This is a genomic window from Micromonospora sp. WMMA1996, assembly GCF_002573675.1.
Lineage (GTDB): Bacteria > Actinomycetota > Actinomycetes > Mycobacteriales > Micromonosporaceae > Micromonospora > Micromonospora sediminicola.
This window is the reverse complement of sequence record NZ_PDHU01000003.1, coordinates 491,031-514,374: the sequence shown is the minus strand read 5'-3', so window position 1 is coordinate 514,374 and position 23,344 is coordinate 491,031. Positions and strand designations below refer to the sequence as shown.

20 protein-coding genes are annotated in these 23,344 nt (G+C 73.4%); 11 read left to right on the top strand and 9 right to left on the bottom strand.

What is annotated here, in order from left to right:
- Positions 1-68: 68 nt before the first annotated feature.
- Positions 69-2,075 carry a transglycosylase domain-containing protein gene (locus COO58_RS22050; protein WP_304363131.1) on the bottom strand — a complete coding sequence of 669 codons (2,007 nt, stop codon included), beginning with the start codon at positions 2,073-2,075 and terminating at the stop codon, positions 69-71.
- Between the two features lie 157 nt (positions 2,076-2,232).
- Between COO58_RS22050 and cobC the strand changes: the two genes are divergently transcribed.
- From cobC to cobA, 3 genes are read left to right on the top strand one after another with little or no spacing between them, the layout of a single operon-like run.
- Positions 2,233-3,315, top strand: coding sequence for an Rv2231c family pyridoxal phosphate-dependent protein CobC (gene cobC / locus COO58_RS22045; RefSeq protein WP_098747022.1), 1,083 nt, complete (start codon positions 2,233-2,235; stop codon positions 3,313-3,315).
- Positions 3,315-4,454 carry a nicotinate-nucleotide--dimethylbenzimidazole phosphoribosyltransferase gene (gene cobT / locus COO58_RS22040; RefSeq protein WP_098747365.1) on the top strand — a complete coding sequence of 380 codons (1,140 nt, stop codon included), beginning with the start codon at positions 3,315-3,317 and terminating at the stop codon, positions 4,452-4,454. The genes cobC and cobT overlap by 1 nt, the downstream gene beginning before the upstream one ends.
- Positions 4,451-5,704 (top strand): uroporphyrinogen-III C-methyltransferase, encoded by a 1,254-nt coding sequence (gene cobA, locus COO58_RS22035; protein ID WP_098747020.1) that lies wholly within the window; start codon positions 4,451-4,453, stop codon positions 5,702-5,704. The genes cobT and cobA overlap by 4 nt, the downstream gene beginning before the upstream one ends.
- A 130-nt stretch (positions 5,705-5,834) precedes the next feature.
- Here cobA and otsB read toward each other — a convergent pair whose 3' ends face one another.
- Together otsB and COO58_RS22025 are read right to left on the bottom strand one after the other, a co-directional pair.
- Positions 5,835-8,354 carry a trehalose-phosphatase gene (otsB, locus tag COO58_RS22030; protein WP_245666561.1) on the bottom strand — a complete coding sequence of 840 codons (2,520 nt, stop codon included), beginning with the start codon at positions 8,352-8,354 and terminating at the stop codon, positions 5,835-5,837.
- 77 nt (positions 8,355-8,431) lie between these two features.
- On the bottom strand, positions 8,432-9,832 hold the full coding sequence (locus COO58_RS22025) for a trehalose-6-phosphate synthase (RefSeq protein WP_091571680.1): 1,401 nt from the start codon (positions 9,830-9,832) through the stop codon (positions 8,432-8,434).
- 308 nt (positions 9,833-10,140) lie between these two features.
- Between COO58_RS22025 and ettA the strand changes: the two genes are divergently transcribed.
- The 4 genes from ettA (at position 10,141) to COO58_RS22005 (ending at position 13,634) form a co-directional block, all read left to right on the top strand.
- Positions 10,141-11,817, top strand: a complete 1,677-nt coding sequence (gene ettA / locus COO58_RS22020) for an energy-dependent translational throttle protein EttA (RefSeq protein ID WP_091571685.1) — start codon at positions 10,141-10,143, stop codon at positions 11,815-11,817.
- Positions 11,810-12,253 carry a thioesterase family protein gene (locus tag COO58_RS22015; RefSeq protein ID WP_098747018.1) on the top strand — a complete coding sequence of 148 codons (444 nt, stop codon included), beginning with the start codon at positions 11,810-11,812 and terminating at the stop codon, positions 12,251-12,253. Before ettA ends, COO58_RS22015 begins: the two co-directional genes overlap by 8 nt.
- A complete protein-coding gene (locus tag COO58_RS22010; RefSeq protein ID WP_091571693.1) occupies positions 12,250-12,918 on the top strand; it encodes a hypothetical protein in 669 nt (222 codons plus the stop codon). Before COO58_RS22015 ends, COO58_RS22010 begins: the two co-directional genes overlap by 4 nt.
- Before the next feature lie 131 nt (positions 12,919-13,049).
- A complete protein-coding gene (locus tag COO58_RS22005) occupies positions 13,050-13,634 on the top strand; it encodes a YbjN domain-containing protein (RefSeq protein ID WP_091571696.1) in 585 nt (194 codons plus the stop codon).
- Between the two features lie 19 nt (positions 13,635-13,653).
- On the opposite strand, the gene COO58_RS22000 is transcribed toward COO58_RS22005, so the two are convergent.
- The 3 genes from COO58_RS22000 to COO58_RS21990 all read right to left on the bottom strand — a co-directional run bounded on the left by COO58_RS22000 (position 13,654) and on the right by COO58_RS21990 (position 16,723).
- On the bottom strand, positions 13,654-14,040 hold the full coding sequence (locus COO58_RS22000) for a globin (RefSeq protein ID WP_091571699.1): 387 nt from the start codon (positions 14,038-14,040) through the stop codon (positions 13,654-13,656).
- Positions 14,041-14,118: 78 nt separating this feature from the next.
- Positions 14,119-15,486 (bottom strand): MFS transporter, encoded by a 1,368-nt coding sequence (locus COO58_RS21995; protein ID WP_176558931.1) that lies wholly within the window; start codon positions 15,484-15,486, stop codon positions 14,119-14,121.
- Positions 15,487-15,721: 235 nt separating this feature from the next.
- Positions 15,722-16,723, bottom strand: coding sequence for a mechanosensitive ion channel family protein (locus COO58_RS21990; protein ID WP_245666563.1), 1,002 nt, complete (start codon positions 16,721-16,723; stop codon positions 15,722-15,724).
- A gap of 366 nt (positions 16,724-17,089) precedes the next feature.
- Here COO58_RS21990 and COO58_RS21985 point away from each other — a divergent pair, with 366 nt between their 5' ends.
- The gene (locus tag COO58_RS21985; RefSeq protein WP_091571705.1) at positions 17,090-17,629 is read left to right on the top strand and encodes an HNH endonuclease; all 540 of its coding nucleotides are present in this window, start codon (positions 17,090-17,092) and stop codon (positions 17,627-17,629) included.
- Between the two features lie 6 nt (positions 17,630-17,635).
- Here COO58_RS21985 and COO58_RS21980 read toward each other — a convergent pair whose 3' ends face one another.
- The 3 genes from COO58_RS21980 to COO58_RS21970 form a co-directional block, all read right to left on the bottom strand.
- Complete coding sequence (locus COO58_RS21980) at positions 17,636-18,547, bottom strand: class F sortase (protein ID WP_091571708.1); 912 nt, start codon at positions 18,545-18,547, stop codon at positions 17,636-17,638.
- A gap of 13 nt (positions 18,548-18,560) precedes the next feature.
- Complete coding sequence (locus COO58_RS21975; RefSeq protein WP_091571712.1) at positions 18,561-19,076, bottom strand: hypothetical protein; 516 nt, start codon at positions 19,074-19,076, stop codon at positions 18,561-18,563.
- Between the two features lie 111 nt (positions 19,077-19,187).
- Positions 19,188-19,634 (bottom strand): Lrp/AsnC family transcriptional regulator, encoded by a 447-nt coding sequence (locus tag COO58_RS21970; protein ID WP_098747016.1) that lies wholly within the window; start codon positions 19,632-19,634, stop codon positions 19,188-19,190.
- Positions 19,635-19,781: 147 nt separating this feature from the next.
- Between COO58_RS21970 and COO58_RS21965 the strand changes: the two genes are divergently transcribed.
- From COO58_RS21965 to COO58_RS21955, 3 genes are read left to right on the top strand one after another with little or no spacing between them, the layout of a single operon-like run.
- On the top strand, positions 19,782-20,660 hold the full coding sequence (locus COO58_RS21965) for a tryptophan 2,3-dioxygenase (protein WP_091571719.1): 879 nt from the start codon (positions 19,782-19,784) through the stop codon (positions 20,658-20,660).
- A gap of 14 nt (positions 20,661-20,674) precedes the next feature.
- Positions 20,675-22,009 carry a kynureninase gene (gene kynU / locus COO58_RS21960; protein ID WP_098747014.1) on the top strand — a complete coding sequence of 445 codons (1,335 nt, stop codon included), beginning with the start codon at positions 20,675-20,677 and terminating at the stop codon, positions 22,007-22,009.
- The gene (locus COO58_RS21955; RefSeq protein ID WP_098747012.1) at positions 22,006-23,337 is read left to right on the top strand and encodes an NAD(P)/FAD-dependent oxidoreductase; all 1,332 of its coding nucleotides are present in this window, start codon (positions 22,006-22,008) and stop codon (positions 23,335-23,337) included. Before kynU ends, COO58_RS21955 begins: the two co-directional genes overlap by 4 nt.
- The last annotated feature ends 7 nt before the right edge of the window (positions 23,338-23,344 follow it).

Below are 23,344 nucleotides of genomic sequence, written 5' to 3'. Positions count from 1 at the left end.
CGGAGGGCGGGGTGAACTGGCGGGACGGCTGGCCCTTGAGGGCGTCGCGCAGCGTCTGCGCACCGCGTTCACCGGGATCTGCGACTGCCCGTCGCCCACCGCGTTGAACGGATTGTCCGGGTCGGCGATGAAGCTCGCCGCCGCCAGCTCCGGCGTGTAGCCGACGAACCACGCCGACCGGGTGCTGTCGGTCGTACCCGTCTTGCCGGCGACCGGGCGCCGACCGTGCCCCGCACGCTGTCGGCCGTCGACCAGCCCCACAGCTCCCTTGGCCGGGTGTCCCCGGTCGGGCAGCGCGCCGCGTCGGTGGCGGCCCGGGCCGCGTCCGCGTTCACCACCTGCCGGCACCGGGGCTTGGCGATCTCCCGTTGACCCCGCCGGCGGTGGAGTAGGTGGCCGGCGTTGCCGTCCCGGTTCATGATCGCGTTGACCGGGATCGCCTCGCAGTAGCGCCCGTCGGCGGCGATCGCCGCGTACGCGTTCGCCATCTCCAGCGGGGTGGCGTCGGAGACGCCCAGCGTGAACGCGCCCCACTTCTTCGCCTTGGCCGGCGACGCCTGTCCTTGTCCACGTCGGTCCGCCAGCGCAGGCCCAGCTGCTCGGCCAGCCGCAACCCCGGCGTCCGCGCCGATCTTCTCCTCCAGCTGGATGAAGTAGGTGTTCACCGACTTGCCGAAGCCGGACCACATGGTCTGCCGGCCGGTCATCGCGCCACTGGCGTTGGACGGCGCCCAGCCGTCGTAGACCGCCGACTTGTACGTGTACGGCGAGTCGTAGGCGGTGGACAGCGGCATCCCGGCGTTGAGCGCGGCGAGCATCGGGAACATCTTGAACGTCGAGCCGGCCTGGTAGCCGGGGAGCGACCCGCCGCCCAGCAGCGGCGCCACCGTGTTCGGGTAGTTCGCCTTGACCTTCGGGCCGGCCTCGGGGTTCGAGCTGTTCGGGTTCTCCGCCAGGTCCAGCGAGTAGTTCCGGTTGACCGCCATCGCCTTGATCCGGCCGGTGCCGGGTTCGGCGACCACGATGCCGTTGGCGAACGGGCTGCCGGTGTTGTCCTTGGCGCCCACGTTCTTCTCCGCCGCCGCCTGGGTCTTCGGGTCGAGGGCGAGCACGATCCGGTAGCCGCCGCGCCGCAGCTTGTCCATCCGTTCCAGGCGGTTCTCGCCGAACGCGGGCTGCGCGCTCCACCAGTTCTTCAGGTAGTCGCAGTAGAAGCCCCAGCTGCGGTGCCCGCCGTCGATCGCGGCGCAGTCGTTCGGCGGGGTGGTCAGCTTCAGCTTGATCGGCTGGCCCTTGGCCGCCGCGGCGGCGTCCGGCGACAGGTAGCCGAGGCGGGCCATGTTGTCGAGCACGTAGTTGCGCCGGCCGGTGGCGTCCTTCTGGTCGGAGGTGATCGGGTCGTACTCCGAGGGGGACTTCACCAGGCCGGCCAGCGTGGCCGCCTCGACCGGGGTGAGGGTGGCCGGCGTCTTGGAGAAGAAGATCTGCGCGGCGGCGTAGATCCCGTAGGCGCGGTGGCCGAAGTAGGCCGAGTTGAGATAGCGCTCCAGGATCTGGTCCTTGCTCAGGTGCTTCTCGATGTCCAGCGCCATGCGCATCTCCTTGACCTTGCGCAGGCTGGTCTGCTGGGTGGCCTCCTGGACCTCCCGCGGTGTGGTCGCGCTGTCCCGCAGGGCCATCCGGACGTACTGCATGGTCAGCGTCGAGGCGCCCTGGGAGACGCCGCCGGAGCGGGCGTTGGACACGAACGCCCGGGCCACGCCCTTCGGGTCGACGCCGTGGTGCTGGTAGAAGCGGTTGTCCTCGGCGGCGACGATCGCCTGCTGGATGTTCGGCGACATGTTCTCGATCTTGGTGTACTGCCGGTACTCCTCGTAGAACATGGTCAGCACGGTCTTGCCGTCGGGCGCGTAGACGTACGACGTCTCGGCCGGCAGCGCGGTCTTGAGGATGTTCGTCTTCTGTTCCACGGCGTGCGCGGTGGCCTTGGCGCCGATGCCGGTGACGGCGACGAGCGGGTACAACGCGGCGGCGACGACGATGCCGGCGATCAGCCCGGCGCGGAGAAGGGGCACGGCACGACCAGCGGAAGCAAGGGGTCGGTTGCTCACGGGGTCAAGCTATGACATTTCCGATTCGGAAATGAGAAGAACTCATAAACCGGCGGGTCGTGACGCGACCCACGCCGCGATGCGCTGTCCCGGGCGGCGGCTTCCCGGCAGGATCGCGGACATGCCCGCACCACCGACCGGGAGCGCCGCCGCGCTCGACGAGCCCGACCTGGGCCACCACGGGGACTCCGAGGCCACGCCCGGCCTGGTCGACCTGGCCGTCAACGTGCGCCGCGCGCCGATGCCCGAGTGGCTGGCCGACCCGCTGACCGCCGCCCTGGGCGAGCTGGCCGCGTACCCGGACCCGACGCCCGCCCGCGCCGCCGTCGCTCGCCGGCACGGGCGACCCCCGGACGAGGTACTCCTCACCGCCGGCGCCGCCGAGGGTTTCGTGCTGATCGCCCGCGCGCTGCGCGACGCCCGCCACCCGGTGGTGGTGCACCCGCAGTTCACCGAACCGGAGGCCGCCCTGCGCGCCGCCGGCCACCAGGTGGACCGGGTCCTGCTCGACCCGGCCGACGACTTCCGGCTCGACCCGGCCCGGATACCCGCCGACGCCGACCTGGTCATGGTCGGCAACCCCACCAACCCGACCTCGGTGCTGCACCCGGCGGACACGGTCGCCGCGCTGGCCCGCCCCGGCCGGGTGCTGGTGGTCGACGAGGCGTTCGCCGACACCACCGCCGCCCCCGGCGTCGACGGCGAACCCGAGTCCCTGGCCGCCCGGCGCGACCTGCCCGGCCTGGTGGTGGTGCGCAGCCTGACCAAGACCTGGGGGCTGGCCGGGCTGCGGATCGGCTACCTGCTCGGCGACGCCGCGCTGCTGGCCCGGTTCGCCGCCGCCCAGCCGCTCTGGGCGGTCTCCACCCCGGCGCTCGCCGCCGCCACCGCCTGCGCCGCCCCGGTCGCCGTCGCGGCCGGACGCGCGATCGCCGCCGGGCTCGCCGCCGACCGCGACCACCTGGTGACCCGCCTGTCCGGCCTGCCCGGGGTACGCGTGGCGGGCCGCCCGGCCAGCGCCTTCGTGCTGATCCACCGCGCCGGCGCCGCCGACGTGCGGGAGCGGCTGCGGGAGCAGGGCTGGGCGGTCCGCCGGGGTGACACGTTCCCCGGGCTCGGCCCGGACTGGCTCCGGATCGCGGTACGCGACCGGGCCACCACCGACGCGTTCATCGAGACGCTGGCACGGATCCTGGAGGCATGATGCTGGAGTCCACCGTCGCGGCGATCCGGCCGCTCGACGAGGCGGCCATGGCGGCCGCGCGTGAGTTGCAGGGCCGGCTGACCAAGCCCGCCGGCTCGCTCGGCGCCCTGGAGCCGCTCTCGGTACGCCTCGCCGGGCTGGCCGGCGCCTGCCCGCCGCCGCTGCCCGACCAGGCCGCGGTGGCGATCTTCGCCGGGGACCACGGCGTGCACGCCCAGGGCGTGACCCCGTGGCCGCAGGAGGTCACCGCCCAGATGATCGGCAACTTCCTGGCCGGCGGCGCGGTGGTCAACGCGTTCGCCCGGCAGGCCGGCGCCTCGGTCACCGTGGTCGACGTCGGCGTGGCCACCCCGCTGTCGGTCACCCCGCCCGACCCGGCGGCGCGCGCCGCCGACCCGGCCGGCCCGTCCGCGCTCACCGTCGACGTCGTCGCGACGCCGGCCGACCCGGACGGGCCGCGCCTGGTGGCCGCGAACGTGCGCGCCGGCACCCGCGACATGACCGTCACCGCCGCGCTCACCCGGGACGAGGCCCGGGCGGCGGTGGAGACCGGCATCCGGGTCGCCGACGAGCTGGTCGACGGCGGCGCGGGCATCCTGCTCACCGGCGACATGGGCATCGGCAACACCACCCCGGCCGCCGCGCTGGTCGCCGTGTTCGCCGGGGTGGACGCGGCGTCGGCGACGGGCCGGGGCACCGGCGTGGACGACGAGACGTACGCGCGCAAGGTCGCCGTGGTCCGGGCCGCGCTGGCCCGGCACACGCCCGACCCGGCCGACCCGCTGGGCGTGCTCGCCTCGGTCGGCGGGCTGGAGCACGCCGCGCTGGCCGGCCTGATCCTCGGCGCCGCCGCGCGTCGGGTGCCGGTGCTGCTCGACGGCGTGATCGCGGTCAGCGCCGCGCTGGCCGCCGCCGCGTTCGCGCCGGACGCGGTCGGCGCCATGGTCGCCGGGCACCGCAGCGCCGAGCCGGGCGCCACGGCGGCGCTGCGGCACCTCGGGCTCGATCCGCTGATCGACCTGGGGCTGCGTCTCGGCGAGGGCACCGGGGCCCTGCTCGCCCTGCCGGTCGTCACCGGCGCCGTCCGGGTGCTGCACGAGGTGGCCACGTTCGACGCGGCCGGGGTGGCCGAGAAGTGAGCGAGCCGGCCCCGGAGGCGTCGCCCAGCCCGTACCCCCTGGGGTTGCGGCTGGCCGGCCGGCGCGTGGTCGTGGTGGGCGGGGGAGCGGTCGCCACCCGGCGGGTGCCCGCGCTGCTCGACGCGGGCGCGGACGTCCTGCTGGTGTCGCCCGAGCTGACCCCGGCGCTGCGCGCGCACGCCGACGCCGGCCGGCTGCGCTGGGAGCCGCGCCGGTTCGCCCCCGGCGACCTGGACGGCGCCTGGCTGGTCCAGGTGGCGGTGGACGACCGGGTGGCCGCCGCGGCGGTCAGCGCGGCCGCGGCCGAACGGCGGATCTTCTGCGTCCGGGCCGACGACCGGGCCGCCGCCAGCGCCTGGACGCCCGCCGTGACCCGGCACGGCCCGGTGACCGTGGCCGTCCTCGGCGGCGGCGACCCGCGCCGGGCGATGACCGTCCGCAACGCCGTCCGCGACCTCCTGGGCGCAAGGAAGGGCCCCTTGTTAACGCCTCCGGTAGAGGAAGGGGCCCCTTCTAACACCACGGGCGGTCGGGTAGCGCTGGTGGGCGCCGGGCCGGGCGATCCGGAGCTGATCACCGTGAAGGGCTGGCGGCTGCTCACCGAGGCCGAGGTGGTGGTCGCCGACCGGCTCGTCCCGGGGCTGCTCCTGGACGAGTTGCGGCCGGACGTCGAACTGGTCGACGCCTCGAAGATCCCGTACGGGCCGTCGCGCACCCAGGAGGAGATCAACCGCATCCTGGTGGACCGGGCCCGGGCCGGCAAGGTGGTGGTCCGGCTCAAGGGCGGCGACCCGTACGTCTTCGGGCGCGGCGGCGAGGAGTTGCTGGCCTGCGCCGAGGCCGGTGTGCCGGTGACCGTGGTCCCGGGGGTCACCAGCGCGGTCGCGGTGCCCGGGGTGGCCGGCGTGCCGGTGACCCACCGGGGCGTGGCGCACGAGTTCACCGTGGTCTCCGGACACGTCGCACCGGATTCGCCGGCGTCGCTCGTGCGCTGGGAGGCCCTGGCCGGGCTGCGCGGCACGCTGGTGGTCCTGATGGGCCTGAAGAACCTGGCCGCGATCGCCGCCACCCTGATCGCGCACGGCAAGCCGGCCGACACCCCGGCCGCGGTGATCCAGGAGGGCACCACCGCCGCCCAGCGGACGCTGCGCTCAACCCTCGCCACGGTCGCCGCCGACGTCGAGGCCGCCGCGCTGCGCCCGCCCGCGATCGTGGTGATCGGCGACGTGGTCCACGCCCTGACCCCCTGACGCCCGCCAACCTCGCCGATCTTGCACTTGGCGCCCGAGAGATGCCCGTTGTGCCCCCTTTGCTGGGGCAGCAAGTGCAAGATCGCCGAGGACGGGGCGGCGGGGGAGCGGGTCCCCCGCCGCCGTCAGGTCACTGCTTGAGCATGTTGTCCAGCAGCAGGGCGCAGCGGATCAGGCCCAGGTGGCTGTAGGCCTGGGGGTGGTTGCCCAGGCCCCGCTCGGCGAGCGGGTCGTACTGCTCGGGGAGCAGGCCCGTGGGGCCGGCCGTGTCGACCATCTGGGTGAACAGCTCCTCGGCGTCGGTGCGGCGGCCGGTGCGCAGGTACGCCTCGATCAGCCACGCCGTGCAGATGTGGAAGCCGCCCTCCCGGCCGGGCAGGCCGTCGTCCCAGTGGTAGCGGTAGACGACCGGGCCGCTGCGCAGGTCCGCCTCGATCTTCAGCACCGTGGAGAGGAAGCGCGGATCGTCGCCGGCGAGCAGGCCGGAGATGCCGATCCAGAGCGACGAGGCGTCCATCTCCTCGTACCCGTACGCGACGCTGTACGCCTCGGCCTCCGGGTGCCAGCCGTGCTCCAACACGTTGGCGGCGATCCGGTCGCGCAGCTCGACCCACTCCGGCCGGTCCTCGCCGCCGTGCTGACGCACCACGTGCAGCGCTCGGTCGACGGTCATCCAGAGCATGACCTTGGAGAAGACGTGGTGCCGGGGTGGGAGGCGGGCCTCCCAGATGCCGTGGTCGGGCTCGTGCCAGCGGCGGCGTACCGCCTCGACCATGTTCTCCAGCACCCGCCACTCGTCGTCGCGGACCGAGCCCCGGGCGTCGGCCACCGCGGCGATCAGGTCGGCGACCGGGCCGAAGACGTCGAGCTGGAGCTGGTGGTTCGCCAGGTTGCCGACCCGGACCGGCCGGGAGCCGGCGTAGCCGGGCAGCGTGTCGATGACCGCCTCGGCGCCCAGCTCGTAGCCGTCGACGGTGTAGAGCGGGTGCAACCGCTCCGGATGGCCGCCGGTGCGGTCGACCACGCCGTCGATCCAGCGCAGCAGCCCCTCGGCCTCCTCGGTGGAGCCGAGGTCGACCAGCGCGCGGGCGGTCATCGCCGCGTCCCGCAGCCAGCAGTAGCGGTAGTCCCAGTTGCGGACCCCGCCCAGTTCCTCGGGGAGCGACGTGGTCGCCGCGGCGAGGATCGAGCCGGTCGGCTCGTGGCAGAGCCCGCGCAGCGTCAGCGCGCTGCGGGCGACCAGGTCCCGGGCGGTGGCGGGCAGCCGCAGCGAGGCCACCCAGTCCTTCCAGGGCTGCTCGGCGGCGGTCTGCCGCTCGTGCACCGGCAGCCGGTGCGGCTCCAGGCTCTGCGTGCCGAAGCGCAGCTCCAGCACCACCTGACCGCCGGCGGCGGAGAGGTCCACCACCGCCTTCGCGGTCTCGTAGCCGGCGTCGTTGGTGACCTCCCACTCGACGCCGGGGGAGTGCAACGCGACCGGCTCGTTGGAGCCGAGCACCAGCAGACCGTCGTCGAGCGGCTGGAGCTGGACCGCCACCTGACCGAACTCGGGGCGCGGGGCGAACTCGACCCGGGCCCGCCCGGTGCCGCTGAGCACGCGGACCAGGGTCGAGTCGCCGCTGACCACGACCGGGTCGTCCGGGGTCGTCTCCCGGACGGGCAGGTCCAGCCAGTCGGTGACGGTCAGGCCGGACCAGCGGGTCTCCACGGTCATGGTGTTGCTGCGGTAACGCTGGCCCAGTGGGATGCCGCCGCGCTCCGGGCCGACGGTGAAGTGCCCGGCCGGGCTGCCGCCGACCAGGTCGGCGAAGATCGCCGCCGAGTCCGGCTTCGGGTGACACAGCCAGGTGATCTTGGCTTCGGGCGTGACCAGCGCGACGGTACGGCCGTTGGCCAGCATCGAGTGCCGCTCGATCGGCACCGCCCGCTCGCCGAAGAGCCAGTGCCGCCGGGTCTCCAGCAGCAGGCCGAGCGCCCGGGCCGCCTCGATCGGCTCGGCCACCCGGTAGTCCGCCTGGGTCTCCCCGGGGCCGATCTTGATGCCGACGTCCGGCCCGTGCAGGTTGCCGAAGGCGTTCTCGTCGGTGACGTCGTCGCCGATGAAGAGCACCGCGCTGGCCGCGAGCTGGGTCCGGAGCTGGTCGACGGCGGTGCCCTTGTGGGTGGCGACCACCGACAGCTCGATGACCTCCTTGCCCTGGGTGACGGTGACGTCCTCCCAGGTCGCGGGCCCGCTGCGGACCGCCTCGACGGCGGCGGCGGCGATCTGCGGGTCGACCCCACGGGTGTGCACGGCCACGCTCGCCGGCTTGCGCTCCAGGCGGACCCCCGGATGCGCGGCGGCGATGTCCCGCAGCACCTCGCGGAGCCGGTGCCGGACCGCGATCAGCTCCGGGGTGAGCCGCTCGACGAAGCCGATGTCGAACTCCGAGCCGTGGCTGCCGACGAGGTGCACCTCGCTGGGCAGCCGGGAGAGCGTGGCCAGGTCACGCAGCGCGCGACCGGAGACCACCGCGACGCTGGTCTGCGGCAACGAGGCCAGCGCGCGCACCGCGGCGACCGACTCGGGCAGCGGCACGGCCTTGCTCGGGTCCTCGACGATCGGGGCGAGCGTGCCGTCGTAGTCGCAGGCGACGAGGAGCTGGGGCATCCGGGCGATGCGGCCGATGGCGGCACGCAGTTCCGGGTCCAGCGCGCCACCGTGGGCGGTGGCGGTTGCGGGCGAGGTCACGCCACCTCCGTATCGGGGACGCCGAGCTCGCTGAGGAACGACTTGGCCCAGTGGCCCACGTCGTGGCTGCGCAGATGGCGCTGCATGACGCGCATCCGGCGGCGGGCCTCGGGTTTCTCGACGTGCACGGCCCGGAGCAACGCGTCCTTGACCGCGTCCGGGTCGTGCGGGTTACACAGGAACGCCTGGCGCAGCTCGGTGGCGGCGCCGGCGAACTCACTGAGCACGAGCGCGCCGCCCTGGTCGGCGCGCGATGCGACGTACTCCTTGGCCACCAGATTCATTCCGTCTCGCAGCGGGGTCACCATCATCACGTCGGCCGCGACGTACATCGCGGCCAGTTCGGAGCGACTGTACGACTGATGCAGATAATGCACCGCCGGCACGCCGACCCGGCCGAATTCACCATTGATCCGGCCAACCTCGCGTTCCACCTTCACCCGAAGTGCCTGGTAGTGCTCCACGCGCTCGCGGCTGGGCGTGGCGACCTGCACCATAACCGCGTCGGGAACTGTCAACTTTCCGTCAGCAAGGAGTTCCCGGAAGGCCTTGAGGCGGAGTTCGATGCCCTTGGTGTAGTCGAGCCGGTCGACGCCCAGGATGATGGTCTTCGGGTTGCCCAGCTCCTCGCGGATCTGCTTGGCCCGGGCCTGGATCGCGGGGTCCTCGGCCAGCCGCTCCATCTCCCTGGTGTCGATCGAGATGGGGAACGCGCCCGCCTTCACCTGCCGGCCGTCGACCTGGATCATCTGCCCCTCGTAGCGCAGACCGAGCAGGTGCCGGGCCAGCCGGACGAAGTTCTGCGCCGCCAGCCGCTGCTGGAAGCCGACCAGGTCCGCGCCGAGCAGGCCGCGCAGGATCTCGGTGCGGAACGGCATCTGCATGAACAGCTCGATCGGCGGGAACGGAATGTGCAGGAAGAACCCGATCCGCAGGTCCGGACGCAGCTCGCGGAGCATCGCCGGCACCAGCTGGAGCTGGTAGTCCTGCACCCAGACCGTGGCCCCCTCGGCCGCCACGTCGGCAGCGGCCTCCGCGAACCGGGCGTTGACCAACCGGTACGCCTCGCGCCAGCGCCGCTTGTAGGCCGGCGTCTCCACCGCGTCGTGGTAGAGCGGCCAGATGGTCGCGTTCGACTGGCCCTCGTAGTAACGCTCCAGCTCCTCGGCGCTCAACGGCACCGGGTGCAGCCGGATCCCCTCCAGGTCGAACGGCTCGGGCGCGGCGCCGGTGCCGCCGGCCCACCCGACCCACGTGCCCTGGTGCTCGGCGAGCACCGGGTGCAGTGCGGTCACCAGGCCGCCCGGGCTGCGCCGCCACTGCCGCCCCTCGGGTGTGCTCACCTCGTCGACCGGCAGGCGGTTGGCCACTACGACAAAGGAGCTACGGACGGTCACGATCGGCCACCTCCGGGTATGACGGGTCCACCGCGATGAGCGTACTGAGCGTAGCTGCGGCGTCTGATCCCCCGTGCCGGAGTTCCCTACCCGTCCCAGAACCGCCGAACCCTCCGCGTGATCTTGTCGACACCCCGGCCTCGTACGCCGCTGGGGTGGGGTGATGTGGGCGGGGCCGCCCGTACCTGTCAGGATTGACGACGGCGTGCGCGCGGCCGGCCCCCGGCCGGCGGCGGCGGGCGGAGATCGACGCCCGCGCCTCGCGCCCCGCAAGCCCGCGATCGCAACCGACGGAGGTAGCCCGCACCGTGGCCCAGTTCATCTACGTCCTGGACAAGGCGCGCAAGGCGCACGGCGACAAGGTCGTGCTCGACAACGTGACGCTGAACTTCCTGCCGGGTGTCAAGATCGGTGTGGTCGGTCCGAACGGCGCCGGCAAGTCCAGCCTCCTCAAGATCATGGCAGGGCTCGACCGGCCGAGCAACGGCGAGGCCCGGCTGATGCCCGGCTACTCCGTCGGGATGCTGGCGCAGGAGCCGCCGCTGAACGACGCCAAGACGGTCCTCGGCAACGTCGAGGAGGCGGTCGCCGAGACCAAGGCCAAGCTGGAGCGGTTCAACAAGATCGCCGAGCAGATGGCGACCGACTACTCCGACGAGCTGATGGAGGAGATGGGCAAGCTCCAGGAGGAGCTGGACACCGCCGACGCGTGGGACATCGACTCCAAGCTCGAACTGGCCATGGACGCGCTGCGCTGCCCGCCGCCGGACGCCGACGTCACCACGCTGTCCGGTGGCGAGCGTCGCCGGGTGGCGCTGTGCAAGCTGCTGCTGGAGGCGCCCGACCTGCTGCTGCTCGACGAGCCCACCAACCACCTGGACGCGGAGAGCGTGCAGTGGCTGGAGCAGCACCTGGCCAAGTACGCCGGCACCGTCCTGGCCATCACCCACGACCGGTACTTCCTGGACAACGTGGCCAACTGGATCCTGGAGCTGGACCGCGGCCGGGCCTACCCCTACGAGGGCAACTACTCCACCTACCTGGAGAAGAAGGCCGCCCGGCTCTCCGTCGAGGGCCGCCGCGACGCCAAGATGAAGAAGCGCCTCTCCGAGGAGCTGGAGTGGGTCCGCTCGAACGCCAAGGCGCGGCAGACCAAGTCCAAGGCCCGTCTCGACCGCTACGACGAGATGGCCGCCGAGGCGGAGAAGACCCGGAAGCTGGACTTCGAGGAGATCCAGATCCCGCCGGGCCCGCGTCTGGGCAACACGGTCATCGAGGCCAACAACCTGACCAAGGCGTTCGGCGAGCGGGTCCTGATCGACAACCTGTCGTTCTCGCTGCCGCGCAACGGCATCGTCGGCATCATCGGCCCGAACGGCGTCGGCAAGACCACGCTGTTCAAGACCATCGTCGGGCTGGAGGAGCCGACCGGCGGTTCGGTCCGGGTCGGCGAGACGGTCTCGCTGTCGTACGTCGACCAGAACCGGCAGGGCCTGGCCGGTGACAAGAGCGTGTGGGAGGTCGTCTCCGACGGGCTGGACCACCTCATGGTGGGCAAGGTCGAGATGCCCTCCCGGGCGTACATCGCCGCGTTCGGCTTCAAGGGGCCGGACCAGCAGAAGCCGACCAAGGTGCTCTCCGGCGGCGAGCGGAACCGGCTCAACCTGGCGCTGACGCTCAAGATCGGCGGCAACGTCATCCTGCTCGACGAGCCGACCAACGACCTGGACGTGGAGACGCTCTCCAGCCTGGAGAACGCGCTGCTGGAGTTCCCCGGCTGCGCCGTGGTGATCTCCCACGACCGGATGTTCCTGGACCGGGTCGCCACGCACATCCTGGCCTGGGAGGGCGACGACCAGAACCCGGCCAAGTGGTTCTGGTTCGAGGGCAACTTCGAGGCGTACGAGAAGAACAAGATCGACCGGCTCGGCGCCGAGGCCGCCCGGCCGCACCGGGTGACCTACCGCAAGCTCACCCGTGACTGACCGGTTCGTCTACCACTGCGCGCTGCGCTGGTCCGACCTGGACGCGTACGGCCACGTCAACAACGCCCGCTTCCTCACGCTCTACGAGGAGGCCCGGGTGGCGATGATGTTCGCCGGCGGCCGGGCGTGGGGGGTGGGCTCGTTCGCCGACGGTGTGGTCATCCGCCGGCACGAGGTCGACTACCTGCGCCCGGTCGACTACGCGCTCGGCCGGGCCACCGCGGAGGCGGCGCCCACCGTGCGGATCGAACTCTGGGTCGACGAGATCCGCGCCGCGTCCTTCTCGGTCGCCTACGAGCTCTACGACGGCGACGCGCTGGCCGGCACCGCCCGGTCGGTGCTGGTGCCGTTCGACCTGTCCGCGCAGCGGCCGCGCCGGATCGCGCCCGAGGAGCGGGCGTTCCTGCTCCGCTACGCCCCCGGGCTGACCGGATGACCGGGCCGGCGGCCGGGCACGGGCTGACCGGGGTGGCCGACGCCGGCGCGTTCCTGGCCCGGCTGGTCCGGCTCGACCCGGCCTCCCCGGTCCGGCTCCGGCCGGTGCCCGGCGTCGGCCGTACGGCGCTCTGGGCCCACCTGCCCTGGGACGTGCTCGTGGTGCGCAGCGTGCCCGGCACGGCGTCCGGCGACGTCACGGTCGCCGCCGGGGAGCTCCTGGCCGAACTCTCGTCCGGCGGGGACGGGCTGCCGCGGCGGCGGGACGACGCCTGGCGCTGGCCGTTGCCGCCGCCGGCCAGCCGGCCGGTGGAGGTGCTGCCCGGCGGGGAGGTGCGCCGGATCGCCGAGGCGGCGGCCGGGACGCTGCGCGAGGCGGCGGCGCACGGGGTGGCCGGGCGGGCGGTCGGCCAGCGCGTGCTGCGCGACGCGCTGCTGGACCACGTCGCGGTGGTGGTGACCCCGGACGAGGCGCCGCAGGCGCCGGTGGAGGTGTCCCAGCGGTTGGTGCAGGGCGTGGTCCGGATGGGCTTCGTCGGAGCGGGCGACGTTCAGGTGCGGGTGGCCGGCCGTTGGGTCGGACTCGTCGGTCCGTACGGGGCGGCGTGGTCGCGGACCGTTGCGGATCTTGCACTGACGCCTACCCGGGCTCATCCGAACGGCTGACCCCGCATCGTTCTTCCGGGCTGGGGCGGTCGTTGGGGGGATGCCTCCTGCCGGCTGTCCGGGTACCGTCCATCCTCGGATCCAACGCACCGTAGGCGGCTGGATCCGCTGGGGAGTGAGGTGCGCGAGCGATGCCGTGGTGGTCATGGCGCCCCGGTCCCGCCGGTGGCGGCGATCCGGAGACTCGAAGCGGGACCACAGTGGACGACACCGTCCGGGTCGGGCCACCGGCCCCGCGCCAGCCGGGAGACGACACGGCGGCGCCCGAGCGGCCGGTCATCGCCGACATGCCGGCCACGGTCGCCCCGGTCACCCTCCGCCGGGTCTGCGACGCGCTCGACCTGCTCGACGTGCGCTACCTGGCCGACGGCGACGGCAACCTGCTCGCCATGTGGGAGCGGCACGCCGTGCTGGTCGCGCTGGAGGGCCCGGAGGACGAGATCCTGGTGATGCGGGCCCGTCCTCACGCGACGGTGCCGCCGGACTGGGCCGACCGGGCCTACCGGGTGGTCAACGAGTGGAACCACACCCGACGGTTCTGCAAGGCCTACATCGGCGACCCGACCGAGCGGGGGCAGCTCCCGATCTACGCCGAGCTGCAGGTGCCGCTTGGCGCCGGCACCCACGACGCGCTGCTGGTCGAGATGCTCGACTGCGGCGCCGCGGTGGCCACCACGTTCGTCGACTGGCTGCACGACGAGGGCGCCCTGCTCTGACTCCCCACCGGGCCGTCGGTCAGCCGGCGGCCGGGTCCTCCATCACGTTCACCATGAAATAGGCGGCCCGCTCCAGGTAGTCCCAGAGCGCGGCGGCGAGCTGCGGCGGCAGGTCCAGCTCGTCCACCGCCCGGCGCATGTGACGCAGCCAGGCGTCCCGCTCGGCCGCGCCGATGCGGAACGGGGCGTGCCGCATCCGCAGTCGCGGGTGGCCGCGCTGCTCGGAGTAGGTGTGCGGGCCGCCCCAGTACTGGACCAGGAAGAGGGTCAGCCGGTCCGCCGCCGGGCCCAGGTCCTCCTCCGGATACATCGGCCGCAGCAGCGGGTCGTCGGCGACGCCGGCGTAGAACACGTCCACCAGCTTGCGGAAGGCCGGTTCACCGCCGATCGCCTCGAAGAGCGTCATCGACTCGCCTGGGGAAGTCACGCTTCCATCCTGCCAGGTGCGCCCCGGCCACCGCCCCCGCCCGCCGGGCGGCGCCGGTCACGTCACCGCGTGCCGGCGTCGGCCGTGCTCCCGCCCCCGGTCGCCCCCTCCCGGCCCCCGGGCCGGGGTGTGCGCCCGCGCGGCGCTGGACTCGGCCTGGGCGGTCTCGACGGCCGCCTGGATCGTCGCCGGGCGGGGCCAGGTGGCCGCCGCCACGAGCATCAGGAGCACCCCCGCCGCACTCCAGACCCCGACGACCGCCGGGATGGAGAAGCGCTCGGCCAGCGCGCCGGTGGCCAGCACCGCGCCTCCCTGGATGACCTGCGTGCCGCTGGCCATCACCCCGAACGCCCGCGCCCGGTAGCCGTCCGGGAGGGCCTGCACGAAGAGGCTGTTGGCGACCGGGACGATCCCGGCGACCGCGAAGCCGCACGCGGCGGCGAGCAGGGCCACCACGGCCGGCGGCGGGTCGAGCAGCGCGGGCACGAGCGCGGCCGGCGCGAGCACCGCCAGTGGCGGCAGCAGGGTCAACCGGCGGGTCGGACCGACCAGCCGCGCGATGAGGATCCCGCCGATGACGTAGCCGACCGGGTTGGCCGCCATGATCAGCGCCTGCGCGGTGCCGGCGTCCATGCCGCCGCCGGTGCGCTCGGCGGCCCAGCCGGCGGCGAGGCCCTCGGGGACGATCGAGAAGACCATCGCGCTGAACACCAGCACCGCGATGGCGCGCAGCACCGGTCGCTCGAAGACGATCCGGAAGCCCTCGGCGGTCTCCCGCAGCAGGTGGCTGCGGGGCCCCGCGGCCAGCGCCGGCGCCCGGTCCCGCAGGCCGAACCGGACCAGGAGGGCCGACAGGGCGAACGTGCCGGCGTTGATCAGCAGCGCGGTGCTCGGGTTGAGCGCCGCGATGGTCGCGCCGGCGAGGTAGCCGACGACCTGGGCGGTCTGGACGGCGCTGGTGGAGGCGGTGAGGCCCACCACCAGCCGGTCGCCTTCGAGGATGTGCGGCAACAACGCCGAACGCGCGGCCTGGCTCGGCGGGTTGGCCAGCGTCGCCACGAAGATCAGGACGAGGATCGCCCAGGCCGGCATGAACGGCATCGCGACCAGCACCATCAGCGCCATCCGGATGAGGTCGCAGAGGACCATCACGCGGCGGTAGCGGTGCCGCTCGGCCAGCGCCGACAGCAGCGGGCCGCCGATCAGCCAGGGCAGGTAGCTGGCCGCGAAGGCGGCGGCGGAGAGGGCGACCGAGCGGGTCTCCTGGAGGACCAGCACCGTGAGCGCGGCCTTGGCGAGGTAGTCACCGATCCAGGAGAGGACGTTGGCGGCGAAGAGCGCGCGGAACTCGGACTGACCGAACACGTCGCGGAAGGTGGCCGGACCCTCCTGGTCGGGTCGCTCGTCGGACACCGTCGCCTCCATCGTTCCTGGTCGACCACTTGTGATGGCCCGGCCGGGAACCGTCGTCAGATCAACCGATCAGCGAGGACAGGAGCACACTCCCCGGTGGAGTGCGTTCACCGGATTCTGCCCGATCGTCTGACAACTGGCTAGGGCGAACGGATTGATCGTCGCATCTCCGACTGAACGAACGGACGATACCCGAGGGGCCGCGCGACGCGCGACCCCCGGAAATCGTCCGTCCGGTACGGGTACGTCAGGTGGCGCCGCCGGTGCCCGTCCCCTCCGGCCGCGGCGGCGGCGAGGGCTGCGGCGGCAGGCCGGGGAAGAGCCGGGCCGCCGCGATGCGGGCCGTGATCCCCGAGTTCTCCAGCGCCTCCGCGAGGCGCCGGCGCAGCTCGCGACCGACCGCGAACTGCCCCTCGGCGGTGGTCTTGACCACGGTACGGATCACCGCTCCGTCGACCGTCATCTGCTCCACACCGAGTACCTCCGGCTGCTCCACGATCTCCGGTGCCAGCTCCGGGTCCAGCGCCACCGACGCCGCCGCGGTCCGCAGCACCGCGGTGGCCTCCTCGGTGCCGGCGAAGCCGATCGGCAGGTCCACCACGACCAGCGCCCAGCCCTGGCTCTTGTTGCCGACCCGGACGATCTCGCCGTTGCGGATGTACCAGAGCACGCCCCGGCCGTCCCGGACCGTGGTCACCCGCAGGCCCACCGCCTCCACCACGCCGGTCGCCTCGCCGAGGTCGACTGTGTCGCCCACGCCGTACTGGTCCTCGATCAGCATGAACAGGCCGGCGATCAGGTCCTTGACCAGGCTCTGCGCGCCGAAGCCGAGGGCCACGCCGGCGATGCCCGCGCTCGCCAGCAGCGGGGCCAGGTCGAAGCTGAACTCCTTGAGCACCATCAGCAGCGCGATGCCGAAGACGAACGCGGTGACCATGCTGCGCAGCACCGACCCGATCGCCTCGGCGCGCTGCCGGCGCCGCTCCGGCACGAACTGCTCCGGGTCGAGGGTGGCGCTGGGGATCCGCTCCCGCAGCGGGCGGAGCATGGTCGGCACCGCGCCGTGGGTGGTGGTGCGCACCAGCCGGTTGATGGTGCGGTGCAACGCCCAGCGCGCGGCCACCGCGAGCAGCAGGATCAGCGCGATCCGCAGCGGTTTCAGCAGGATCCAGTAGCTGCCCTCGGCGAACCAGCTCGACCCGGTCAGGTCGTAGATGTTGCGGCACAGGGGGTCGGTCCGGCAGTCGATCGACGGGGACGGGCTGGAGCTGGGACTCGGGCTGGGCTCGGACGCGGCGGCCAGCGCGCGCAGCGTCAGATCGGCGGCACTCACCCTGCTTTCGTACCGCACGGGCGGCGCGCGCCCACCGCGGACCCACCCCGGACGGCGTCGGCGGGTCGACGATCATCCCGGGCGGAACCGGTCATCGTGGCACGGCGGGGTCAGGCTTGCCGGGGGTACCCCGGATTAGTGCGTGCAATCCGGGGCGCGATCAGGGACTATTGGCGCAACGGACGTCGGTGGTCCCGGCCGGCGCTCGGGGCCGTCGCGCGCTGTCGCGGGCGGTCCCGGCGTGCAGGCGGCGGGAGCGGCTGGACCGGGAGGGTGAGCGCGATGCCTGACATACGACCCACGGCGGGCTCCGGTGCACTCGTTCTCAACGCCACCTACGAGCCCCTGTGCGTCGTGTCGGTGCGTCGTGCCGCGATCCTCGTGCTCTCCGCCAAGGCCGTCTGCGTGGCCGACGGCGAGGGCATCCTGCACAGCGCCCGCAACGCCCTCCCGGTGCCCTCGGTGGTGCGGTTGACCCGCTACGTCCGGGTGCCCTACCGCACCCACGTGGGGCTGTCCCGCCGGGCGATCTTCGCCCGCGACGGGTGGCGGTGCGCCTACTGTCGCGGGCCGGCGGAGACCATCGACCACGTCTTCCCGCGCAGCCGGGGCGGCCGCCACGCGTGGGAGAACGTGGTCGCCGCCTGCGCCCGGTGCAACCACACCAAGGGCGACAAGACCCCGGCCGAGCTGGGCTGGCGGCTGCACCACCTGCCGGCGGCGCCGAAGGGCAACGCCTGGCGGGTGCTGGGCCACCGCGCGCCCGACCCCCGCTGGGCGGACTGGCTCGACCTGCGTGAGCCCGAGGTCGAAGCGGCCTGACGGCGCTCAGCGGGCCTGGACCAGCGACGCGTAGACCACCAGGTTGTCGGCGTACCCGGTCTCGCCGCCCACCCAGCGCCCGCCGCAGGTGATCAACCGCAGGTTGGGGCGGCTGAAGTCGCCGTAGACGTCCTCCACCGGCAGCTTCTCCTTGCCGTACCGCTCGATCGAGGTCACCTCGAAGACCGCCACCGACCGGTCCTGCCGGGTCACCTCGATCCGGTCGCCGTCGTCGAGTTCCTTCAGCCCGTGGAAGACGGCCGGTCCGGTGGTGGTGTCGACGTGCCCGACCAGCACCGCCGGCCCGTACTGGCCGGGGGTGGGGCCCTGGTCGTACCAGCCGACCTCGCCGGCGCGGCTCACGTCCGGCACCGCGATGCTGCCGTCGGGCGCGATGCCGACCCGGTGCACCGGCGCGCGCAGGTCGAGCTTGCCGATTCGGAGGTCGGTCGGCGGGCTGGCGGGCAGCACCGGGAACTTCTTCGGCGGCGGTCGCAGCCCGGCCACGATCCGGTCCGGCAGCACGCTGACCCCGGTCACCCGTTCCACCCCGAGCATGGCCACGATCAGCGCCATCAGGCTCGCCACCACCAGCACCGGGGCGCCGGGGCCGCGCCCCGGGGCGTACCGGCGGGTGGTGGTCCGGCCGGGGCGGGCGGTGACCGGCCGGCCCTGTGGGTCGGCGGTGGCGACGCTGGCCGAGAAGGCGTGCCCGGCGGCGTGGGCGAACCGGCGGGCGGCGCGGGACGTCAGTCGCAGCGCGGCCCGGAGCCGCCGCCGGGCCCGGTCCCGGTCGCACCCGCGCCCCGCCTCGACGGCGACGGGCGGGTGCGCGATGCCGCGCCGTCCGGTGCCGCCGGGGCGGCGTCGGGGCGGCTGCGGTCCGGTGCGGGTGTGGCGTCGCGGTGAGCGGGCCATGGCCGCACCCCGGTCAGACGCGGCTACCGGACTTGCGGCGGGCGCCCACGCCGGCCACCACGGCCACCGCCACCAGGCCGCCGACCAGCAGCAGCGAGCCGGCGCCCCGGCCGCCGCCGGCGGTGCCCCCGCCGCCGGTCGCCGGGCCCTTGCTCGGCTGGCTCATGTTCAGCACGGTGAGCATGGTGGAAGCGGTGTTGCCGTTGGAGCAGTCGAGGTTCACCGGGTAGTCGCCGGGCGCCTTGTTGCCGGGCACCGTGGTCGAGCCGGTCAGGAAGCCGTTGTCCGGCCGCAGCATCACCCGGCCGCCGAAGGCGTCCGAGGTGACCTGGGCCTGGCGGTTGTTGCTGTTGTCGCAGCCGGCCCGGATGGTCACCCGGGAGCCGGCCTGGACGCTGTTCGGCGTCACCTCGATGAACACGCTCTCCCCGGCCCGGGCCGGTACGGCGGTGGTCAGGACGAACGCCGCGACCAGGCCGACCAGGCCCAGGACGGACGACAACACGCGGTGTGACAGGAGCCCTCGCATGGTTCCCCCCTCCCGGTGCGTCGGTGCACCGGAATCCTGCTGACGGGCAGCGAGGGCTGCGTTCCCGGACGGCGGGGGTGTTAACAGGGGGCCCCGCCCATACCGGAAGCGTTAAGCGGGGGCCCCGCCTTTCACGACCGGGTGCCAGGCCAGCGGGGTGGAGAGCACCATCGTGCTGGACGGCTGGCCGTACGGGGCGAGCCGGTCGATGACCTCCTCGAACTCGCCCATCGACCCGGCCGCGACCTTGAGGAAGCTGCACGCGTCACCGGTGATCCGGTGGATCTCCATGATCTCCGGCCACTGCGCCACCCGGGGGTCGTTGAGGATGCAGCGCGAGCCGTAACAGGACATTCGGATCAGCGCCAGCACGGTCCGCCCGGCCTGGGTGAGGTCCACGTGGGCGTGGTAACCGGTGATCACCCCGGACTCCTCCAGCCGCCGGACCCGCTCCGCGACCGCCGGCGGGGACAGGTGCACCCGGCGGGACAACTCGCTGTAGGAGAGCCGGGCGTCGGCCTGGAGCTCGCGCAGCAGCGCCCAGTCCATGTCGTCCACGCGGCGACCTTCCTTACGTTAAGTCGGCGACCCGAGATGCTTTCAGGTCGTGAGGTCAGACCACCTTACCGCCGTTGAACAGGCATTCCATCCGCGCCCGGACCGGCGAGATCATGGCGTCTACCCCGCGTACGGACGGAGAAGACGGTGGAACAGACGACGGCGGTGCGCCCGGCCACCTCGCAGCAGCGGGCGGCCCGAGCGGCACGCAACGGTGGCGAGCCGACGCTGGAGTTCGCCGACCGCGTGCCCTACGACGCGTACGTGCACGCGAGCACGCTGCACCGGCTCCAGCAGCCGCTCAGCGACGATCCGGGCGAGATGTCCTTCCTGATGGTCAGCCAGATCATGGAGCTGTACTTCAAGCTGACCTGCCACGAGCTGCGGCACGCCCAGCGCGAGGTGCGGGCCAACCGGATCTGGGAGGCGCTGCCCCCGCTGCGCCGGGCCGCGCTGCACCTGGAGGGGCTGAACGCGGCCTGGCAGGGGCTGCGCTGGATGACGCCGGCCGACTTCAACCGGTTCCGCGACCGGCTCGGTGAGGGTTCCGGCTTCCAGTCCGCGATGTACCGCCAGCTGGAGTTCCTGCTCGGCCTGCGGGACCCGGCGCTGATCCGTCCGTTCCGCCGGCAGACCGACGTGCACGCCGAGCTGACCGCCGCGCTGGCCACGCCGAGCCTCTGGGACGACGTGGTGGCGCTGCTCGCCCGCCGCGGCTTCGACCTGCCGGACGAGCTGCTGGACCGGGACGTCGCGGCCGAGCACGAGCCGCACCCGGGCGTCGAGGCGGCCTGGGTGCGCGTCTACGCCGACAGCGGCCCGGACAACCACCTGCGCCTGCTCGGCGACGCGCTGACCGAGGTGGCCGAGCAGTTCGGCGACTGGCGCTGGAACCACGTCAAGGCGGTGCAGCGGACCATGGGCGCCAAGGTCGGCAGCGGCGGTTCGGCCGGCCTGGCATGGTTGCAGCGCAGCATGGCCCGGGTCGTCTTCCCGGAGCTGTGGTCGGCCCGTACCGCTATGTGACCGGAGAGAACAGCATGCACACCCCCGAGAGCGAAGCCCACCGGCGGGACGCCGCCGATCCCGGCCACCGCCACCTGTTCCACGTGCCGCCGGCCGAGGGCGGGCGCCATCCCGACGTGGCGTACCTGGCCGGCAACTCGCTGGGCCTGCAACCCCGGGCCACCCGGGACGAACTCGTCGCCGACCTGGACGCCTGGCGCCGACTCGGCGTGGAGGGGCACCTGGAGGCGGAGCGGGCCTGGCTGCCGTACCACGAGCTGTTGACCGCACCGGCCGCGCGCCTGGTCGGCGCGCTGCCCACCGAGACCGTGGTGATGAACTCCCTCACGGTCAACCTGCACCTGCTGATGGTCAGCTTCTACCGCCCGGCGGGGGAGCGCACGACGATCGTCATCGAGGACAGCGCGTTCCCGTCGGACAGCTACGCGGTGCGCAGCCAGGCCCGCTTCCACGGCCTCGACCCGGACGCCACGGTGGTGCGGCTCAAGCCCCGCCCCGGCAGCGACACGCTGGGCACGCAGGACGTCCTGGACTACCTGGCCCGCGAGGGGCACACGGTCGCGCTGCTGCTGCTCGGCGGCGTCAACTACCTGACCGGCGAGCTGATGGACATTCCGGCGATCACCGCCGCCGGCCGGGCCGCCGGGGCGGTCGTCGGCTGGGACCTGGCGCACGCAGCCGGCAACGTGCCGCTGGCGCTGCACGACTGGGACGTCGACTTCGCCGCCTGGTGCTCGTACAAATACCTGAACTCCGGCCCGGGTGCCCTGGGCGGCGTCTTCGTCCACGAGCGACACCACGGCGACCCCTCGCTGCCGAGGTTCGAGGGCTGGTGGAGCACCGAGGCGGCCACCCGGTTCGAGATGACACCGGTGTCCCGGCCGCCGGCCACCGTCGAGGCGTGGCAGATCTCCAACCCGCCGATCTTCGCGATGGGCCCGGTGCGCACCTCGCTGGAGCTGTTCGACTCCGTCGGCATGCCCGCGCTGCGCGAGCGCAGCCTGCGGCTGACCGGCTGGCTGGAGGAACTGCTCGACGAGGTGACCCCGGGTCGGCCGCTGACCGTGGTCACCCCCCGCGACCCGGCCCGCCGCGGGTGCCAGCTCTCCGTCCGCATCGGTACGGGCAGCGCGAACGAGCTGACCAAGCGGCTGCGACACGAGCACGGCGTGATCGCCGACGCCCGGGAGCCGGACATCGTCCGGTTCGCCCCGGTGCCCCTCTACTCGACGTACCACGACTGCTGGCGCGTCGCCGACGCGCTCGCCGCGACCGTGCCGGTGAGCGCGAGGAGTGAGCCGGGTTTGCGAGCCCCGCAGTCGCGAACGGAAGGCGGGCATTCCCGATGAGCACGGAGCGCGACGAGATCGCGGTGGTCGGCGCCGGGTTGGCCGGCTGCCTGCTGGCCTGCTTCCTGGCCCGGCGCGGCTACCCGGTGGCCCTCTACGAGCGGCGGCCGGACCCGCGGACCGGCACCGTCGAGCGGGGCCGCTCGATCAACCTGGCGCTCTCCGAGCGCGGGCTGGACGCGCTGCGCCGCATCGGCCTGGACGAGCAGGTGATGGCGGACGCCCTGCCGATGCGCGGCCGGATGATCCACCCGGTCGAGGGCGAGTCGCAGTTCCAGTCGTACAGCGTCTCCGGGGACCGGGCGATCAACTCGATCAGCCGGGGCGCGCTGAACAACGCGCTGCTCGACGCCGCGACCGCGCTGCCGGGCGTGCGGGTCGCGTTCGACCACCGGCTGGTCGGCCTCGACCCGGTCGGCGGCGAGATGACGTTCGAGACCCCGCAGGGCAAGGTCACCGCCACCGCGTCGGTCGTCCTCGGCGCCGACGGCGCCGGCTCCGCGGTGCGCGGGCAGCTGCTCGCGTACGGGGGCCTGACCGAGAGCCTGGACTTCCTCGACTACGGCTACAAGGAGCTGACCATCCCGCCGATCGGCGGGGAGTTCGCGCTCGACCCGGGCGCGCTGCACATCTGGCCGCGCGGCACCTCCATGATGATCGCGCTGCCGAACCCGGACCGCTCCTTCACCTGCACGCTGTTCTGGCCCACCCACGGCACCCGCAGCTTCGCGTCGCTGAGCAGCCCCGCCGCGATCGAGCGGTTCTTCGCCGACCACTACCCGGACCTGGTCCCGCTCGCCCCGAACCTGGTCGACGACTACCAGCACAACCCGGTCGGGGTCCTCGGCACAGTGCGCTGCACGCCGTGGCAGGTGGCCGGCCGGGTCGGCCTGCTCGGCGACGCGGCGCACGCCATCGTGCCGTTCTACGGCCAGGGCGCGAACTGCGCCTTCGAGGACGTGGTCGAGCTGGACCGCTGCCTCGACGAGTGCGACGACGAGTGGGCCGCCGCGCTGCCGCTGTTCCAGCACCGCCGGCAGGACGACGCGGAGGCGATCGCCCGGATGGCGCTGGCCAACTTCGTGGAGATGCGGGACAAGGTCGCCTCGCCGGTGTTCCGGACCCGCAAGAAGGTCGAGCACGCGCTGGAACGCGCGCTGCCCGGCCGCTACGTCTCCCAGTACGAGCTGGTCTCCTTCTCCACCACCCCGTACGCGCAGGTGCGCCGCCGGGTGCGCCGGCAGTACGCGGTCGTCGGCGCGGTCGCGGCCGGCGCGGCGGCGCTGCTGGCCGCCGGGGTCGGCGCGGCGCTGGGGCGGCGGCGATGACGCTCTG

Bases quoted from the DNA above. Each gene is read 5' to 3' on its own strand.
- cobT (WP_098747365.1), top strand. From the start codon at position 3,315: ATGCTGGAGTCCACCGTCGCGGCGATCCGGCCGCTCGACGAGGCGGCC.
- COO58_RS21975 (WP_091571712.1), bottom strand. From the start codon at position 19,076: ATGCGAGGGCTCCTGTCACACCGCGTGTTGTCGTCCGTCCTGGGCCTG.
- COO58_RS22010 (WP_091571693.1), top strand. From the start codon at position 12,250: ATGACCGGGCCGGCGGCCGGGCACGGGCTGACCGGGGTGGCCGACGCC.
- otsB (WP_245666561.1), bottom strand. From the start codon at position 8,354: ATGCCCCAGCTCCTCGTCGCCTGCGACTACGACGGCACGCTCGCCCCG.
- COO58_RS22000 (WP_091571699.1), bottom strand. From the start codon at position 14,040: ATGACGCTCTTCGAGGCGATCGGCGGTGAACCGGCCTTCCGCAAGCTG.
- COO58_RS21985 (WP_091571705.1), top strand. From the start codon at position 17,090: ATGCCTGACATACGACCCACGGCGGGCTCCGGTGCACTCGTTCTCAAC.
- COO58_RS21955 (WP_098747012.1), top strand. From the start codon at position 22,006: ATGAGCACGGAGCGCGACGAGATCGCGGTGGTCGGCGCCGGGTTGGCC.
- kynU (WP_098747014.1), top strand. From the start codon at position 20,675: ATGCACACCCCCGAGAGCGAAGCCCACCGGCGGGACGCCGCCGATCCC.
- cobC (WP_098747022.1), top strand. From the start codon at position 2,233: ATGCCCGCACCACCGACCGGGAGCGCCGCCGCGCTCGACGAGCCCGAC.
- COO58_RS21980 (WP_091571708.1), bottom strand. From the start codon at position 18,547: ATGGCCCGCTCACCGCGACGCCACACCCGCACCGGACCGCAGCCGCCC.
- COO58_RS22005 (WP_091571696.1), top strand. From the start codon at position 13,050: ATGCCGTGGTGGTCATGGCGCCCCGGTCCCGCCGGTGGCGGCGATCCG.
- COO58_RS21995 (WP_176558931.1), bottom strand. From the start codon at position 15,486: ATGGAGGCGACGGTGTCCGACGAGCGACCCGACCAGGAGGGTCCGGCC.